At 73.7% G+C, this 15504-nt stretch carries 13 protein-coding genes; 7 read left to right on the forward strand and 6 right to left on the reverse strand.

The annotated features are described in order from the left end of the window. Nucleotides 1–4 precede the first annotated feature (4 nt). The 3 genes from ACZ7LY_RS29530 to ACZ7LY_RS29540 all read left to right on the forward strand — a co-directional run bounded on the left by ACZ7LY_RS29530 (nt 5) and on the right by ACZ7LY_RS29540 (nt 2727). Complete coding sequence (locus ACZ7LY_RS29530; protein ID WP_471627804.1) at nt 5–946, forward strand: TauD/TfdA family dioxygenase; 942 nt, start codon at nt 5–7, stop codon at nt 944–946. Between the two features lie 63 nt (nt 947–1009). Continuing rightward, nucleotides 1010–1798, forward strand: coding sequence for a 4'-phosphopantetheinyl transferase family protein (locus ACZ7LY_RS29535; RefSeq protein WP_471627805.1), 789 nt, complete (start codon nt 1010–1012; stop codon nt 1796–1798). Beyond that, the gene (locus ACZ7LY_RS29540) at nt 1795–2727 is read left to right on the forward strand and encodes a TauD/TfdA family dioxygenase (RefSeq protein WP_471627806.1); all 933 of its coding nucleotides are present in this window, start codon (nt 1795–1797) and stop codon (nt 2725–2727) included. The genes ACZ7LY_RS29535 and ACZ7LY_RS29540 overlap by 4 nt, the downstream gene beginning before the upstream one ends. 178 nt (nt 2728–2905) lie before the next feature. On the opposite strand, the gene ACZ7LY_RS29545 is transcribed toward ACZ7LY_RS29540, so the two are convergent. The 4 genes from ACZ7LY_RS29545 to ACZ7LY_RS29560 form a co-directional block, all read right to left on the reverse strand. Continuing rightward, nucleotides 2906–5365, reverse strand: coding sequence for an ABC transporter permease (locus tag ACZ7LY_RS29545; RefSeq protein WP_471627807.1), 2460 nt, complete (start codon nt 5363–5365; stop codon nt 2906–2908). Beyond that, a complete protein-coding gene (locus tag ACZ7LY_RS29550) occupies nt 5359–6096 on the reverse strand; it encodes an ABC transporter ATP-binding protein (protein WP_471627808.1) in 738 nt (245 codons plus the stop codon). Before ACZ7LY_RS29550 ends, ACZ7LY_RS29545 begins: the two co-directional genes overlap by 7 nt. A 170-nt stretch (nt 6097–6266) precedes the next feature. Continuing rightward, nucleotides 6267–6779 (reverse strand): DedA family protein, encoded by a 513-nt coding sequence (locus ACZ7LY_RS29555; RefSeq protein WP_471627809.1) that lies wholly within the window; start codon nt 6777–6779, stop codon nt 6267–6269. Between the two features lie 220 nt (nt 6780–6999). Beyond that, entirely contained in the window at nt 7000–8805 is a 1806-nt protein-coding gene (locus ACZ7LY_RS29560) for an AfsR/SARP family transcriptional regulator (RefSeq protein WP_471627810.1), read from the reverse strand. A 252-nt stretch (nt 8806–9057) separates the two neighbouring features. Between ACZ7LY_RS29560 and ACZ7LY_RS29565 the strand changes: the two genes are divergently transcribed. The 3 genes from ACZ7LY_RS29565 to ACZ7LY_RS29575 all read left to right on the forward strand — a co-directional run bounded on the left by ACZ7LY_RS29565 (nt 9058) and on the right by ACZ7LY_RS29575 (nt 12181). Beyond that, nucleotides 9058–10356, forward strand: coding sequence for a sensor histidine kinase (locus ACZ7LY_RS29565; protein ID WP_471627811.1), 1299 nt, complete (start codon nt 9058–9060; stop codon nt 10354–10356). After that, complete coding sequence (locus ACZ7LY_RS29570; RefSeq protein ID WP_471627812.1) at nt 10347–10988, forward strand: response regulator transcription factor; 642 nt, start codon at nt 10347–10349, stop codon at nt 10986–10988. Before ACZ7LY_RS29565 ends, ACZ7LY_RS29570 begins: the two co-directional genes overlap by 10 nt. Nucleotides 10989–11395: 407 nt before the next feature. Then, on the forward strand, nt 11396–12181 hold the full coding sequence (locus tag ACZ7LY_RS29575; protein WP_471627813.1) for a mechanosensitive ion channel family protein: 786 nt from the start codon (nt 11396–11398) through the stop codon (nt 12179–12181). Nucleotides 12182–12208: 27 nt separating this feature from the next. Here the strand turns inward: ACZ7LY_RS29575 and ACZ7LY_RS29580 are convergent, their stop codons facing one another. Together ACZ7LY_RS29580 and ACZ7LY_RS29585 are read right to left on the reverse strand one after the other, a co-directional pair. Beyond that, nucleotides 12209–12505, reverse strand: coding sequence for a DUF6401 family natural product biosynthesis protein (locus tag ACZ7LY_RS29580; protein WP_471627814.1), 297 nt, complete (start codon nt 12503–12505; stop codon nt 12209–12211). 203 nt (nt 12506–12708) lie between these two features. Then, the gene (locus ACZ7LY_RS29585) at nt 12709–13716 is read right to left on the reverse strand and encodes a sigma-70 family RNA polymerase sigma factor (protein WP_471627815.1); all 1008 of its coding nucleotides are present in this window, start codon (nt 13714–13716) and stop codon (nt 12709–12711) included. Nucleotides 13717–14178: 462 nt separating this feature from the next. Between ACZ7LY_RS29585 and ACZ7LY_RS29590 the strand changes: the two genes are divergently transcribed. Beyond that, nucleotides 14179–15273, forward strand: coding sequence for a questin oxidase family protein (locus ACZ7LY_RS29590; protein ID WP_471627816.1), 1095 nt, complete (start codon nt 14179–14181; stop codon nt 15271–15273). Nucleotides 15274–15504: the final 231 nt, after the last annotated feature.

Genomic DNA, 15504 nt, shown 5'->3' on the forward strand with positions numbered 1-15504 from the left:
CCCCATGACGAACCCCGACACGATCTGGACCCCGCTGGACCTGGAGGCCGAGGGCGCCGGCGGCGAGGACGAACTCCTGCACCGCCTCAAGGATCTCGGCCCCGACGAGCTGGGCCGCCTGCTCACCCAGGAGAAGGGCCTCGTGCTGCGCGGCTTCGGCGTCGCCCCCGACCGGCTCGACGAGGTCCTCGACCTGCTGCTGCCCAACCGCCTCGCCTACGTGCACGGCAACTCCCCGCGCACCAAGGTCGGTTCGAACGTCTACACCTCCACGGAGTACCCGCAGGAATTCACCATCTCGATGCACAACGAGATGAGCTACGCCCACGCCTGGCCCGCCCGCCTCGCCTTCTACTGCCAGGTCCAGCCCGGCGGCGGCGGCGCGACCCCGGTCGTCGACGCCGAGCTGTGGCTCGACTCCCTCGACGACGAGGTCCGTACGGCGTTCGCGGGCGGGGTGCGCTACGTGCAGAACCTGCACGACGGCTTCGGCCTCGGCAAGAGCTGGCAGGACACCTTCGAGACGACCAGCCGCGAGGAGGTCGAGGCGTTCCTCGCGCCGACCGGCGCCGCCTGGGAGTGGAAGGCGGACGGCGGCATCCGCGTCACCTCGATCCGGCCCGCCACCACCCGGCACCCGGTGACCGGCGCCGAGGTCTGGTTCAACCAGGCCGACCAGTGGCACCCGGCCGGGCTCGGCGACGACACGGCCGCCGCCCTCGCCCAGATCCTGCCCGAGGACGAACTGCCGCAGAACGTCACCTTCGCCGACGGCAGCCCCATCCCCGCCGCGCACGTCGAGCAGATCCGCGACCGGGGCCTGCGGCACGCCGTGGACGTCGACTGGCGCACCGGCGACCTCCTCCTCATCGACAACGTGCTCCTCGCGCACGGCCGCCGCCCCTTCACCGGCGACCGCCGCGTCCTCGTCGCCATGTCCGACTGAGCGCCGCGCGCCGCCCCGCGCGCCCGCCCCGCGCACCTGAACCCCGAGGAACGGACTGAGGCGATGACCGCCGCATACGACGACCTGAGAGACCGTGCCATGGTCCACATCTGGCGCGGCCGGGCCCCGGACACCCACGACGACGCCGACGCCGCCGACACGGAGTTCCTGTCGGACGACGAGCGCGCCACCGTCCGGCGGCTGCCCCGCCCCGCCGGCGCCCGCTACGCCGCCGCGCACACCGCCCTGCGCCGGGTGCTCGGCCACTACCTCGGCGTGCCGCCGGGCGAGCTGGTCCTCGGCCGCAGGCCCTGCCCGCGCTGCGCCCACCCCAAGCACGGCAGGCCGCGCGTGGACTGGCCGGCGACCGACCTCGACTTCAACCTGTCCCGCTCGGGCCCGCACTGGCTGCTCGCCGTCGTCGCGGGCCGGCTGGTGGGCGTCGACCTGGAGGACGACCGCACCCTGGACGTCGCCGGCGCCTCCCGGCTCGTCATGAGCGACGCCGAGCTGGCGCACGTCATGGCGGCCGAGGGCGCCGACCGCGAGCGCGCCTTCTTCCGCTGCTGGACGCGGAAGGAGGCGGTGGTCAAGGCGATCGGCGTCGGCATCATCACCGACCTCAGCGAGATCGACGTACAGCCCGCCGACGACGGCCCGGTGCGGGTGACGCCCACCGAGCAGCTCGGCCCGAAGACCTGGCTCGTGCAGGACCTCCCCGTGGTCGACGGGGTGTTCGCGGCGCTGGCCCGGGAGGCGGGCGCCGCGGGCCCCGTCGTCCACCGCCGCTACGAGGAACTGGACACCGTCCCCGGCACAGCCGACCGCACAAGAGAGGCAGTGGCGCCATGACCGCCATCGAGTACACCGCCGAACCCGGCACGTCCGTCCACACGTGGCTGGAGGAGCACCGCGACAAGCTGCGCACCGTACTCGGCGAGCGCGGCGCCGTCCTGCTGCGTGGCTTCGACGTGGGCGGCGTCGACGGCTTCGACGGCGTGGTCCGCGGCCTGTGCGGCAGCGCCCCGCTCACCTACGCCGAGCGCTCCTCGCCGCGCTCCACCATCAAGGGGCAGGTCTACACGTCGACGGACTACCCGGCCGACGAGGAGATCTTCCTGCACAACGAGAACTCGTACCAGGCGGTCTTCCCGCGCACCCTGTTCTTCTACTGCATCGAGCCCGCCCTCACCCTGGGCGCGACCCCGCTCGCCGACATCCGCGAGGTGCACCGGGCGATCGACCCGGCGGTGCGCGAGGAGTTCGAGCGGCGCGGCGGCTGGCGTGTGGTGCGCAACTTCCACGCGGACTTCGGTGTGCCGTGGCAGGAGGCGTTCAACACGAGTGACCGGGACGCCGTCGTCGCCTACTGCCGTGACAAGGGCATCGAGGCGCACTGGCGGGCGGACGGCGGGCTGCGTACGACGACGACCCGGCCCGTGGTGCGCACCCACCCCGTGTCGGGGGAGCGGGTGTGGTTCAACCACGCGACGTTCTGGCATGTCACCTCGCTGGCGCCCGAGGTCCAGGAGGGGCTGCGGGAGATCTTCGAGGACGAGGACCTGCCCACCAACACCTACTTCGGTGACGGTGGCCGCATCCCGGACGAGACGGTCGCGCATCTGCGGGCCGCCTACCGCTCGGCGACGACCCGCTTCGACTGGCAGCGCGACGACGTGCTGATCGTGGACAACATGCTGGCCGCGCACGGCCGCGAGCCGTTCACGGGTCCGCGCCGCATCGCCGTCGCCATGGCCGAGCTGTACGACCCCGCCGCCTGATCCCCGTACCGCCGGATCCCCGTACCGCCTGACAGTCCTTCCGCACGGCAGAGGCCGGGCACCCTTGAGGGGGTGCCCGGCCTCTGCCGCGCCGCGCTGCCGGGGGAGGCGCGCGGGCGGGGTGGCGCCGGCCGGCTCGGGGGCGGACCGGCCGGCGCCCGTCACATGGCCTGCGGACTCACTCCTTCACCCCCGCGATCTCCACCGCCCGCCGCCGCATCGCCAGCGACGCCGGCAGCACCGAGAACGTCACCGCGAGCAGCGCGCACGCGGCCAGCGTGCCGCCGATCTCCGTCCACGGCAGCTCCACGCTCGACCACACCGACTGGAGGCCGAGCGCGCCCCACATGCCGGCCAGGTTGAGCCCCGCGACCAGGAGGCCGAGGATCCCGCCGACCACGACGACCATCAGGGCCTCCGCGCCGACCAGCCGCAGCACCTGCCAGTTCGTGGCGCCGGCGAGCCGCAGCACCGCCAGTTCGCGGACCCGGTCGGAGGTCGCCATGACCATGGTGTTGGCCAGCGAGATGCCCGTGTAGAGCAGGGCGATGCCGAGGACGAGGATGAAGCCGTAGCGGGTGGTGCGGTTGGTCTCGGGGTAGCTGGCGGCCACCCACTGGTCCTGGCTGAACACCTGCCCGCCCGTCGCCTTCACCGCGTCCCGCAGCCGGTGCTGGACCGCCGCCCGGTCCGCGCCCGGCGCGAGCGCCACGTCGACCCGGTCCACGGGCGCCCGGCGGGCGTTGGCGGGGGTGACGTAGACGCCGTTGTTGCCGGTGCCGACGGACATCACGCCCGCGATCCGCAGCGACTTGCGGGTGCCGTCGCCGAGCCACACGGTGACGTGCTCGCCGACCGTGTGCCGCTCCCACTCCTCGTTGACGATGATCGAGCGGTCGTCGAGGCCGCGCACCGAACCGGCGCTCAGCGGCAGCCGCACCGTCGCCGCGAGCGGACCCGCCTCGGCGGCACGCGCGTCCGACTTGATGAGGGCGACGCCGTCCTCCCGTACGTACACCGCGCTCGCCGCCGTCGGGGAGACCGTCGCGCCCTCGACACCGCGCAGCCGCCGCACCGTCGCCGGGTCGAAGCCCGCGTCGGACGCGGGGCGTACGACGAAGTCGGCGCGGGTCTGGGCGCGGGTCTCGGTGGCCTTGGCCTCGTTGAGGGTGGCGGTGGCGCCGAGCAGCGAGCCGGCGAGCGCGACCGTGACGAGGACGGGGGCGGCGATGGCGGCGGTCCTGCGGACCCCGGCCGCCGCGTTCTCCCGTACCAGCATGCCCGCCGCGCCCGGGAGTTGGGCGGGCAGCCACGCGATCAGCCGGGACAGCGGGCGCACCAGGATCGGGGCGAGCAGCGCGACCGCCGTGATGAGCAGCATCGGCCGGCTCACGTACGTCTTGCGGTGCAGCAGGTCGCCCGGCTCGCTGACCAGCGCCATCGTGAGGGTGACCGCCGCCGTCAGCAGCAGGCCCGCGCCGAACAGCCAGCGCCCCCACGTCATCGCCTTGCTGTCCACCGACGCCTCGCGCAGCGCCTGCGTGGGACCGGTGCGCCCGGCCCGCCAGGACGCGGCGACGACCCCGAGCAGCGCGACGAGCAGCCCGGTCCAGAACGCCATGTGGTACGGCCAGGTGTAGTCGCCGATCGTGAACCAGCGCGGCGCCAGCTCCCCGTCGACCACCCAGGACGCGAGCCGCGGAGCGCCGTACGCGCCGAGCACACAGCCCGCCGCCGACGCGAGTACGCCCACGAGGAGCGCCTCGAAGAACACCATCCGCCGGATCTGCCCCGGCGTCGCGCCCGCCGTACGCAACAGGCCGAACTCCCGGCGCCGTTGGGCGACCGCGAACGCGAACGTGGACGCCACCACGAACACCGACACGAACGCCGTGACACCGCCGGCCGTCCCGAACATCGCGTTCATCGCGGTCAGCGCCTCGCTGTCGCGGTCCGGGTCGGCGTCGGCCCGCCGCCGCTCGATCCCGGTCAGTACGGACGTGCCGTCGTCGCCCACGGCCGCGCGCACCGCGTCCGCCCCGGCCGCGCCCGCCACCACCAACTGGGTGCTGACCGGCTGGAGTTCGGCGGCGCGGGCGTCCGTGTAGAACACCGCGTCCTCGAACCCGCGCGGCTTGACCGTGCCGACGACCGTGACCGTGCCCCGGTCGGTACGCACCTGCTGACCCGGCCGCGCCCAGTCGCCGGTGACGACGACCTCGGCGGGGGAGTGCGGCGCGCGGCCCGCGTCCAGCGCGTACGGCGCGAACGCGGCCACCGACCACGGGTGCCCGACGAGATCACCGGGCGCGCCCTTCGCCCGTACGGCGAACGAGCGGTCCGGCACGACCCGGCCGAGGTCCCGCAGCTTCGCCACCGTCTCCCCGGGTACCGGGCGGGGCTGCACCAGCTTCTGCGTACGGTCGCCGATCGGCGTCGCCACCCGCAGCGTGTCCTGGCCCTGGACGACGACGGGCGCCGCCGCGAACCGCTCCGGCTGCCGCTCGGGCCCGTCGAGCGACGACGCGAGCGCGAGCCCCATCACGGCGAGCAGGGCGACACCGAGCGACAGCGCCACGAAGCTGCCGACGAACGTGACCCAGCGGGTGCGCAGCGTGCGCAGCGCGACGCTCAGCACGGGACCGCCTCCAGCTTCGTCATACGGGCGGCGATCTCGTCGGCGCCGGCGCCGAGCAGCTCGCCGTTGACACGGCCGTCGACGAGGAACACGACACGGTCCGCGTAGGAGGCGGCGACCGGGTCGTGCGTCACCATGATGATCGTCTGGCCCTCGCGGTCCACCATCGACCGCAGCAGCGCCAGTACTTCACGGCTGGTCTGCGAGTCGAGCGCGCCGGTCGGCTCGTCACCGAACAGCACCTCCGGCCGCGTCACCAGCGCGCGGGCGAGCGCCACACGCTGCTGCTGGCCGCCGGACATCTCCGAGGGCCGGTGCCCGGCGCGCCCGCCGAGCCCCACCTGGTCGAGCACGCCCCGCACCTGCGACTTCGGCACGCGCTTGCCGGCGAGCTTCAGCGGCAGCGCCACGTTCTGCTCGGCGGTCAGCGACGGCATCAGGTTGAACGCCTGGAACACGAACCCGATGCGCTCCCGGCGCAGCAGCGTCAGCTTCTTCTCGCTGAGCCGGGTCAGTTCGGTGCCGCCGACGGTGACCGACCCGGACGTCGGCCGGTCGAGCCCCGCAGCGCACTGGAGCAGCGTCGACTTGCCGGACCCGGAGGGGCCCATCACGGCGGTGAACGTGGCCCGGGGAAAGGCGAGCGACACCTCGTCGAGCGCGGTCACCGCACTGTCCCCGGCCCCGTATCGCCTGCTGACGGAGCGCAACTGGATCGCGTCGTTGTTCATGAGTCCCAACTCGTCAAAGGTTGGTCCGCCCGGTCGTCGCCGGGAGGAGGAGGAAGAAACGGCGCCGCAGACGATTGTCCGTGCGTCGCGGCCCGGGTCCGGGCGTAACGGCTGGCAGTTGGCTGCACTGGCAGCAGCCTGCGCCGGGGGAGAGGCCCCGCCTCGCGGGCTCATCCCGGCCCCGCCCGGCCCATCACATAGCCGAGCAGGACGAACGTCGGCGCCCACAGCACCGCGCTCACCGCCGACCACACGAGGTAGCGCCGCAGCGGCATCCGCGTCGCCCCGCACAGCGTCGGCACGAGCGTGCGCAGTACGGCGGTGAAGCGGCCGATGACCACGGCGTGCGGGCCGCGCCGGTCGATGAGCCCGAGCGCCCGCTCGGTCAGCTTGCGGCGGGTCGGCCCGCCCGCCGGGGTCAGCAGCCGGACGTGCCAGCGGCGGCCCGCCAGGTAGCCGGCCAGGTTGCCGAGGACGACCCCGGCGACCGCGGTCGGCAGGATCGCGCCGACGGTGACGTGGCCGTGCCAGGCCAGCATCCCCGCGACGACGACCGTCGCCTGCCCCGGCATCAGCACGCCGAGCACCGGCACCGCCGCCTCCAGGGCGGGCAGCAGCAGGACCGCGCCGAGGATGCCGAACGCGCCGTGCGCCTGCACGTGTTCTGCGAGCCAACCTGTCATCGGAGCGCCGCCACCCTTCGTTTTCGCGGTGGTTCCACGAAACCGTGAGCGGGGGGTGCGCCGCAGTGCGGCAGGATCGAGACTTCGGGTAGGGCCAGGCATACCCCCGACCCTCCGCCCGCCCCACCCGGGCCGGCGTCGGCTCACCGGTGCATGCCCGACTCGGGGCCCGCCTGGGCTCACCCGGGCATGTCCTGGGGAGCCGCCCCGCGCCCGCGTCTCACGCCGCCACGCGGACCATGGCGTCGTCCGCGCAGGCCGCGAGCCGCATCAGCGCGTGGAAGCGGTAGCGGGGCAGGCCCTGCGTGTCGATGCCCGGCATGGTCAGCACCGCCCCCTCCACCATCCGCTCCAGCAACTCCTCCGCGACGTCCGCCGGCACTCCCAGTTCCACCGCCGCCTCCCGTGCCGTGAAGGCGTCCGTGCCCAGGGGCGCGAGCCTGCGCGCCGTCTCCTGCTCGTCGCCGGGCCGCTGCCGCAGCGCCCCGCGCAGCCGGGCCCCGGTGTCGAGCCCGCCGGCCGTCAACTCGGCGAGCCGCAGGCAGGGTTGGGCCAGCCGGTCCGCGAGCCGCGCCGCCGGCCGGTGCGGGCGGGCGCCCAGCCGGGCGGCGGCGGCCCGCACCGCGAGCGGCAGCCCCGCGCACGCCTCGACGATCCGGTCCGCCGCGCACAGGTCACGGTCCACGAGGACCCGCCCGGCGGCGGCCCCGAGCAGCGACAGCGAGGCGCGCCGGTCCAGCGGGGCGAGCGCCACCGTCCGCGACCCGGGCACCGCCGCCAGCCTGCTGCGCGCGGTGACGATCACGGCGGCGTCGGTCGTGGACGGCAGCAGCGCGTCCAGATGCAGCTCGTTGACCGCGCCGTCCAGGACGATCAGCACCCGGCGGCCCGCCGTACGGGTGCGGTAGGCGCGGATCAGGTCCTCCAGCCGGTCGCCGCCCCCGCGCACCTCGTCCGGCGCGCCGAGCGAGTGCAGCAGGCGGGCGAGGACCACCGCCACGTTCTGCGGGGTGCCGTCCTCCCGGTGCAGCGGCGCGTACAGCAGCCCGTCGGGGAACGCGTCGGCCACCGCGTGCGCGACCTGCACCGCGAGCGCCGTCTTGCCGACGCCCGCCATGCCGGTGATCAGCATGCGGCGCGGCCGGAACGCGCCGCTCACCCCGCCGGCGGACGGAGTGAGCGCCGCGCACAGCTCGTCGAACTCCGGCCGCCGGCCCGTGAAGTCGCTCAGCGCGGGCGGCAGCGTGAACGGCCGCCCGGCCGGCGGCGCGGAGGCGTACGCGCGGTCCTGCGCCTCCGGCTCGCCCGTCAGCACCTCCTGGTAGGCGGCGACCAGATCGGGCCCCGGGTCCACGCCCAGCTCCTCGGAGAGGATGACGCGGCCCTCGTGGAACAGGCGCAGCGCGTCGGCCTGCCGCCCGCAGCGGAACAGCGCCGTCATGAGCTGCGCGCGCAGCCTCTCCCGTACCGGATGCTCGGTGACCAGGCCGGTCAGCTCGGAGACCAGTTCCTGATGGCGGCCGAGGAGCAGGTCAGCCGCCACGCGGTGCTCCAGGCAACTGATGTGCGCCTCCTCCAGCTGCGGCAGCTCCGCCTCGGCGAGAAAAGAGGTCACGTTGGCGAGTGCGGCCCCCCGCCACAGCGCCAGCGCGTCGTGCAGCAGCCCCGAGGCGACGGCCACCCGGCCCTCGCGCAGCGCGGCCACGCCCTGCTCGTGCAGCCGCTCGAAGCCGACCAGGTCGACCTGTACGCCGTCGACGAGCAACTGATAGCCGGGCGGCCTGCGTACGAGGTCGACATCCGGCCCGAGCAGCTTCCGCAGCCGCGAGATGTACGTGTATATCTGCGCGTTCCGTGTCGCGGGCGGGTCCCACCCCCACAGCATCTCGCTCAGCCGGCTGTCGCTCACCACTCGCCCGCGGGCGAGCAGCAGCGCGGCCAGCACGGTGTGCACCTTGGAGCCCGAGAGCGCGACGCGCCGTGCCCCGTCTCTTGCCTCCACAGGCCCGAGAAGCCGGAATTCCATCGTGAACCCCCACTGGTGCGGCCGGGACCGCACGGTGGCGGCGCGACCGATCCCCGACGCCTAAGCGTCCTTCTCCAGCCATGTTTGCGCCCGGGGTTGGCGGAATTACGCGTTCGGCTTGGCAGCAGCTTGCGGTGGCAAGAGCCTGCACAGAGCCGCCCGTAACCCGCTGTGGGGGTAGGGCCAGGCATACCCCCACAGCGGGGTCTGCTCCCCTGGCCGGTGCCGGTCACGGGCTTCTACGGTGCTGGCATGCACCCTCGCAATGTGTGGCAGGCGATGTCCCGCCCCGGATACCTGCGCACCTCCTGGCCCTGGCGCAGCGCCGCCTACCTCCTGACCGGCGCGGTCGGCGGAGTCGTCGCGCTGGTCGGGATCGTGACCGCCGCCGCGCTCGGCGGAGTCCTCGCGGTGGTGCTGGTCGGGCTGCCGCTGCTGGTGCTGACCGCGCTCGCCGGGCTGCCCGTGGCCTGGGGCGAGCGGCTGCGGCTGCGCCTGGTCGACCGCGAGCCCGCGCCCTCCGCGCACCGCACCCCCGACCGCGAGGGGCTGTGGGCGTGGCTGCGGACGCGGCTGCGGGAACAGGCCACCTGGCGGGAGCTGGGGTACGCCCTCCTGTACGCGTGCGTGCTGTGGCCGCTGGACGCGCTCGCCGTCACCGTCGCGCTGCTGTTCCCGCTGTCCATGGCCGTCACCCCGCTGACCATGGCGACCGTCGGCGGCGGGGACGAGGCCAAGGTGCTCAAGCAGTGGACGGTGACGTCGTGGCCGTCCGCGTTCGGTGTCGCCGTACTCGGGCTGCTGCTGCTCGCCGCCGGCGCCTACGCCCTCGGGCTCGCCGCCGGCGCCCGCGCCGAGGTGACCCGGCTGCTCGTCGCCCCGCGCGACGGCGACCTCGGCGTCAAGGTCGTCGAACTCACCCGTTCCCGCGTGCGGTTGGTCGACGCCTTCGAGGCCGAGCGCCGGCGCATCGAACGCGACCTGCACGACGGCGCCCAACAGCGGCTCGTCGCCCTGACGATGACGCTCGGGCTCGCCCGCCTCGACGCCGGCGAAGGCCCCCTCGCCGACCAACTGGCCCGCGCCCACGACGAGGCCGGCAAGGCCCTCGCCGAACTGCGCGAACTCATCCACGGCATCCACCCCAAGGTCCTCGCCGACTACGGCCTCGGCGCCGCCGTCAGCGACGCCGCCGACCGCTCCCCGGTCCCCGTCGACGTCGAACTCGCCCTGCCCGGGCGGCTGCCGCAGTCCGTGGAGGCCGCCGCGTACTTCGTGGTGTGCGAGGCCCTCGCCAACGTCGCCAAGCACAGCGGGGCCGATCGCGCGCGCGTGGACGGCCGTTGGGAGCGCGGGCGGCTCCAGCTCACCGTCCGCGACGACGGGCGGGGCGGGGCGGACGCGGCCGGCGGCACCGGTCTCACCGGACTCGCGGACCGGGTTTCCGCGCTCGATGGCAGACTCTCCCTGTCCAGTCCGCCCGGCGGACCGACCGAGCTGAGGGTGGAGTTTCCTTGCGAGTTGAGCGACCCGGACGAGCCTTGCGCGTAGTACTCGCCGAGGACAGCGTGCTGCTGCGCGAGGGGCTGATCGGCCTGCTCGCCCGCCTCGGCCACGAGGTGGTCGCCGCCGTCGGTGACGCGCCCGCGCTGATCGCCGCCGTCGAGGAGCACGCGCCGGACATCGTCGTCACGGACGTGCGGATGCCGCCCGGCTTCCAGGACGAGGGCCTGCACGCCGCCGTCCGGCTGCGCGAGGCCCGCCCCTCGCTTCCCGTGCTCGTCCTCAGCCAGTACGTGCAGCGGGCGTACGCGGGTGAACTCCTCGACTCCGGGGACGGTTCCGGCGTCGGCTACCTGCTCAAGGACCGGGTCGGGCAGGTCGAGGAGTTCGTCGACGCGTTGCGGGAGGTCGCGGCGGGCGGCACGGTGGTCGACCCCGAGGTCGTACGGCAACTGCTGCGCAGGCGGCGGGATCCGCTGGAGCGGTTGTCCCCCCGGGAGCGGGAGGTGCTCGCGCTCATCGCCGAGGGGAAGTCCAATGGGGCGATCGCCCGGGAGCTGGTCGTCTCCGAGGCGGCGGTCGGGAAGCACATCGGGAGCATCCTCACGAAGCTGGACCTTCCGCAGGCGGAGGAGACCCACCGCAGGGTCCTGGCAGTCCTCACCTACCTCCGAGCCTGACCCAGCCCCGTAAGGGGCGCGGGGAACTGCGCGCTCAGCCACGACGCACCCGGCACTCTGGGGCGCTGCCCCAGCCCCCGCTCCTCAATCGCCGGAGGGGCTTGATTGTCCGGCGCTGAGCCCAGCCCCGTCAGGGGCGCGGGGAACTGCGCGAGAAGCCTCACCGGGGCTGCACCCGGCGCACAACGTGCACTGACCCGGCGCTGGAGGTCGGCGTTGAGGTGAGCCCCCGCCACGACACAGGAGCCGACGCGCCCTCCGTCACGCCAATGGCGGGGTTTCGCGGGGCCGGGACGGGCGGCGCGGGCGCCGGGCTGTTATGCCGGTAGGACGTAGGAGACCGAGGGGGGAAACGTCCGCCGGGTGCGGCTCGCCGCGTCCAGCCCCATGGGGTGGAGGTACCACTCATGCTTCACCAGCCCGTCTACCTTGCGGTCGACTTCACCAAGGGTCTCAACGACGCCTGGTCGAAAGTCGCCCAGTTCGTGCCGAAACTGATCGGCTTCCTCGTCGTCCTGGCCATCGGCTGGTTCGTCTCCAAGATGATCGCCCGTGTCCTCGACCGCGTCCTGCGCAAGGTCGGCTCGGAGAAGCTCGCCGAGCGGTCCGGCGCGGCCAGGATGCTGGAGGGGTCGAAGTACGACCTGACCGGCATCGTCTGCAAGGTCGTGTACTTCGCCCTGCTGCTGATCACGCTCCAGCTCGGCTTCGGCGTCTTCGGCAGCAACCCGGTCTCCACGATGCTCAACGGCATCGTGGCCTGGCTGCCGCGCGGCATCGTCGCCGTCGTCCTGGTCGTCGTGGCGATGGCCGTCGCCAACCTGGTGCGGGACATCGTCACCAGCGCCCTGTCGTCCGTCTCGTACGGCAAGACCGTCGGCACGATCGTGTGGGCCTGCATCGTCGCGCTCGGTGTGATCGCCGCGCTCGGCCAGGCCGGCATCGCCACCACCGTCACGCAGCCGGTGCTCTACGCGGCTCTCGCGGCCGCCGCGGGCATCCTGATCGTCGGTGTCGGCGGCGGGCTCATCGGCCCGATGCGGCAGCGCTGGGAGCGCTGGCTGAGCCGGGCCGAGGAGGAGACCGGCAAGGCGCGCGGCAGCGTCGGCGCCTACCAGGCGGGCCGGGAGGACGCCATGACCAACCAGCCCGTCCAGGACCGTACGCGCACCGACAACACCTGGGAGTCCTGACCCGCGCAGCACGCCGAGGGCGGAACGCTAGACCAGCGCGTGCCGTCTCACCAGCCAGCTGATGGCGGTGAGGCGGCACACCGCGTAGTCGTGCCCGACGGGTTCGCGCCAGCCGGTCTCGCCCAGGGCGTCCAGGAAACCGAGCGTGTAGTCCGTCAGGGTCTCCGGGTCCGGCGGCGCCGGGTCCAGGGTGGGCGAGGCGCCCGCGAGACGGGTGCGCAGCTCGGCCACGTGCTGGTCGACCGCGGCGGTGAAGGCGGGCTCGAAGGCGAACTCCGCGAAGCGCGGGGTGTAGCTCTCGCTCACCCGGACGAGTGGAGACATGTCGATAAACGTACGGCTGTGGGGCGGGCGTACGGGAGAGTCTTCCGGCGTGCCGTTGGTCACGGGCCCACCAGGACCCCCGTCCCCGCCCCCGCCCCTCGCCTGACGGCCCACGGCACGGCTGAGCGCGCGGTCCCCCGCACCCCGTACGAGGGATGCGGGCGACCGCGCGCTCAGCCGCAGGGGGCTCGCCCCCCGGAGGGTCAGGCGGCGGCGTCGAAGCCGGTGTCGCGGGCCAGCTTCTTCAGCTCCAGCAGCGCGTGCTTCTCGATCTGCCGGATGCGCTCACGGGTCAGCCCGTGCTCCTTGCCGACCTCGGTCAGCGTGCGCTCGCGGCCGTCCTCGATGCCGTACCGCATCTTGATGATGGACGCGGTGCGCTGGTCGAGCCGGCCGATCAGGTCGTCCAGCTCCTCGCTGCGCAGCAGCGTCAGTACGGACTGCTCGGGCGACACGGCGGACGTGTCCTCCAGCAGGTCGCCGAACTGGGTCTCGCCCTCGTCGTCCACCGACATGTTCAACGAGACCGGGTCGCGGGCCCAGTCCAGCACGTCGGTGACGCGCTCCGGCGTCGAGGACAGCTCGGCGGCGATCTCCGCGGGCTCGGGCTCGCGCCCGTGCTCCCGGTTGAACTCGCGCTGCACCCGGCGGATACGGCCCAGCTCCTCCACGAGGTGCACGGGGAGCCGGATGGTGCGGGACTGGTCGGCTATGGACCTGGTGATCGCCTGGCGGATCCACCACGTGGCGTACGTGGAGAACTTGAAGCCCTTGCGGTAGTCGAACTTCTCGACCGCGCGCACCAGGCCCGCGTTCCCCTCCTGGATCAGGTCGAGCAGGGGGAGTCCGCTGCGCGGGTAGCGGCGGGCCACCGCGACGACCAGGCGCAGATTGGAACGGATGAAGATGTCCTTGGCCTTCTCCGACTCCGCGACCAGGGCCTCCAGCTCCTCGCGGGTCGCCTTGCCCGCGCTCTTGCTGTCGGTCACCTCGCCGTCGAGGATCTGCTGGGCGTAGACGCCCGCCTCGATGGTCTGGGAAAGCTCCACTTCCTTCGCGGCGTCGAGCAGCGGTGTCCGCGCGATCTCGTCGAGGTACATGCCGACCAGGTCGCGGTCGGCGATTTCCCCGCCTACGGCGCGAACACTGCGTGCCGCATCAGTCTCGCCGGAGGCGGCGGACTTACGACGGGCTACGGCACGGGTTGCCATGCGTGCTCCCTTGCGGTGGTAGGTCGGCTTGTACACCCTCGCGGGTGCCCTGCATCCGAAGGAAACAACGACTGGAATCCGGACAGAATTCCCAACCCGACCCATCTTTTTTGTGATCATGCAGTACCCTGTCGCGCCTCGTCGCGCGCCGGGGTGTCGGGAGAGGCCGTCCGTGACCACGGAGTCCCAGGTCAGACCGGGAGTCGCCGTCGGCCACGAGGGGCCCGCGAGCCCCAGTGACCACGCTGGGTGCCTGGTCGTACGAGACGCCGGTCACCCTCGATCGGGCCTCACTCCCCCCTCCACAAGACGGCCGGCACGCACGTGTGGTTGCGTGCGCCCCCGGCCGGCCTGTACGGGTGAGGGTTCCCGGGACTCCGGTCCTGAGTCCTAGGTCCTGCGGAAACCCGCCTACGACCACGGACGGTTACGCGCCGTACGCGGGGCGCCTACCGTGCGGGCATGGACGACGACATCCCAGGCACGTCTTCAGGTACGTCTACAGGCATTTCCTCCGGCACCACCCCTTCCGGCGCCTCGTCCGGGACGCTCGACGAGGCGCTCCAGCGGCTGCACGCGACCGGGCCGGAGTTCGACGGCTGGCTCAGCAACCACGGGCCGATGGCCGTGGAGTCCCTGGTACGCGGCGGCCAGGCGCCCCGCGTCCACCGCTGGCTCGACCAGTACGCGCGCCGGCTCGACGTGCTGCCCGCGCCCGGCGACCCGATCCGCGCCGAGGACTGGCGGGACGCCCTCGGCGACCCGAGGCGCCTCGCCGACTGGATCGCCTTCTTCGAACGGGCGGTCGCCGAACGGCCCTGGCGCGAGGTCCTCGCCGAATGGTGGCCCCGGCTGCTCCCCGGTATCGCGGGAGGCGCCACGCATCCCGTCATCCGGGTCGGCCATGCCGTACGCACCCTGCTGGACAGCGGGGCGGACGCGCCGACCGCGCCGCGGCTGGCGGAGCTGGCGCACGGGCTCGGGTACTGGGCCGCGCGGCATCAGCCGTTGCCGCCGCTGACGGGGCTGCCCTCGGGGCGGGACGCGGCCGGGGCGCTGGAGGCGGTGCCGCGGATCGCGGACCAGACCGGGGGGATCAGGGAGCGGCTCGGGCGGCTCACCGCGGTGCCCTCGTGGGTGGAGGCGGGGCCCGTCGACCCGGACGCGGCGCGGGAACGGCTCGGGGAACTGGTGGGGGCGGCCGTGCGGATGTACGGGGCGTACGGGCGGGCGGCGCCGGTGATGCTCGTCCATGCGGCGACCGCGCCGAACGCGGTGCTGCGGGTGTTGCCGGCGTTGCCGCGGGAGTTGTGGGGCGGGTCGCTCGCGGCGGCCTGGGCGGCGAGTTCGGCGGTGACGGGGGTTTATGCGGGGCGTACGGGGGTCCCGGGGGCGGGATCGGGGGGTGCGGGTGTGGGGGACGAGGAGCTTTTCGCGCGGGCCGCGGAGCATGGGGATGATCATGCGATCAAGTTCGCGGATACGGCGTTGGGGGTGGCGGGGGAGGAAGCGCGGGGGGCGGTGTGCCTGGCCCTCAAACTGATCCCCCCGGCCTAGGCGCGCCCCGCGCAATCCCCCGCGCCCCTGGGGTTGCCGTTCACCTTTCGCCCGGTGGGTGGCTGGTCGCGCAGTTCCCCGCGCCCCTGACGGGGCGCTGCCCCTGGGCCTGGTTGTTCACCTTTCGGCCGGTGGGGGCTGGTCGCGCAGTTCCCCGCGCCCCTGGAGGGGCGACTGCGTCGCCACCTCCTCCCCTGGGGAGCTGGGGCGAAGCCCCGCTCCCTCAGGGGC

This window comes from Streptomyces sp. NPDC107550 (assembly GCF_055639095.1).

Bases quoted from the DNA above. Each gene is read 5' to 3' on its own strand.
- ACZ7LY_RS29530 (WP_471627804.1), top strand. From the start codon at position 5: ATGACGAACCCCGACACGATCTGGACCCCGCTGGACCTGGAGGCCGAG.
- ACZ7LY_RS29535 (WP_471627805.1), top strand. From the start codon at position 1,010: ATGACCGCCGCATACGACGACCTGAGAGACCGTGCCATGGTCCACATC.
- ACZ7LY_RS29540 (WP_471627806.1), top strand. From the start codon at position 1,795: ATGACCGCCATCGAGTACACCGCCGAACCCGGCACGTCCGTCCACACG.
- ACZ7LY_RS29550 (WP_471627808.1), bottom strand. From the start codon at position 6,096: ATGAACAACGACGCGATCCAGTTGCGCTCCGTCAGCAGGCGATACGGG.
- ACZ7LY_RS29555 (WP_471627809.1), bottom strand. From the start codon at position 6,779: ATGACAGGTTGGCTCGCAGAACACGTGCAGGCGCACGGCGCGTTCGGC.
- ACZ7LY_RS29560 (WP_471627810.1), bottom strand. From the start codon at position 8,805: ATGGAATTCCGGCTTCTCGGGCCTGTGGAGGCAAGAGACGGGGCACGG.
- ACZ7LY_RS29565 (WP_471627811.1), top strand. From the start codon at position 9,058: ATGCACCCTCGCAATGTGTGGCAGGCGATGTCCCGCCCCGGATACCTG.
- ACZ7LY_RS29575 (WP_471627813.1), top strand. From the start codon at position 11,396: ATGCTTCACCAGCCCGTCTACCTTGCGGTCGACTTCACCAAGGGTCTC.
- ACZ7LY_RS29580 (WP_471627814.1), bottom strand. From the start codon at position 12,505: ATGTCTCCACTCGTCCGGGTGAGCGAGAGCTACACCCCGCGCTTCGCG.
- ACZ7LY_RS29585 (WP_471627815.1), bottom strand. From the start codon at position 13,716: ATGGCAACCCGTGCCGTAGCCCGTCGTAAGTCCGCCGCCTCCGGCGAG.
- ACZ7LY_RS29590 (WP_471627816.1), top strand. From the start codon at position 14,179: ATGGACGACGACATCCCAGGCACGTCTTCAGGTACGTCTACAGGCATT.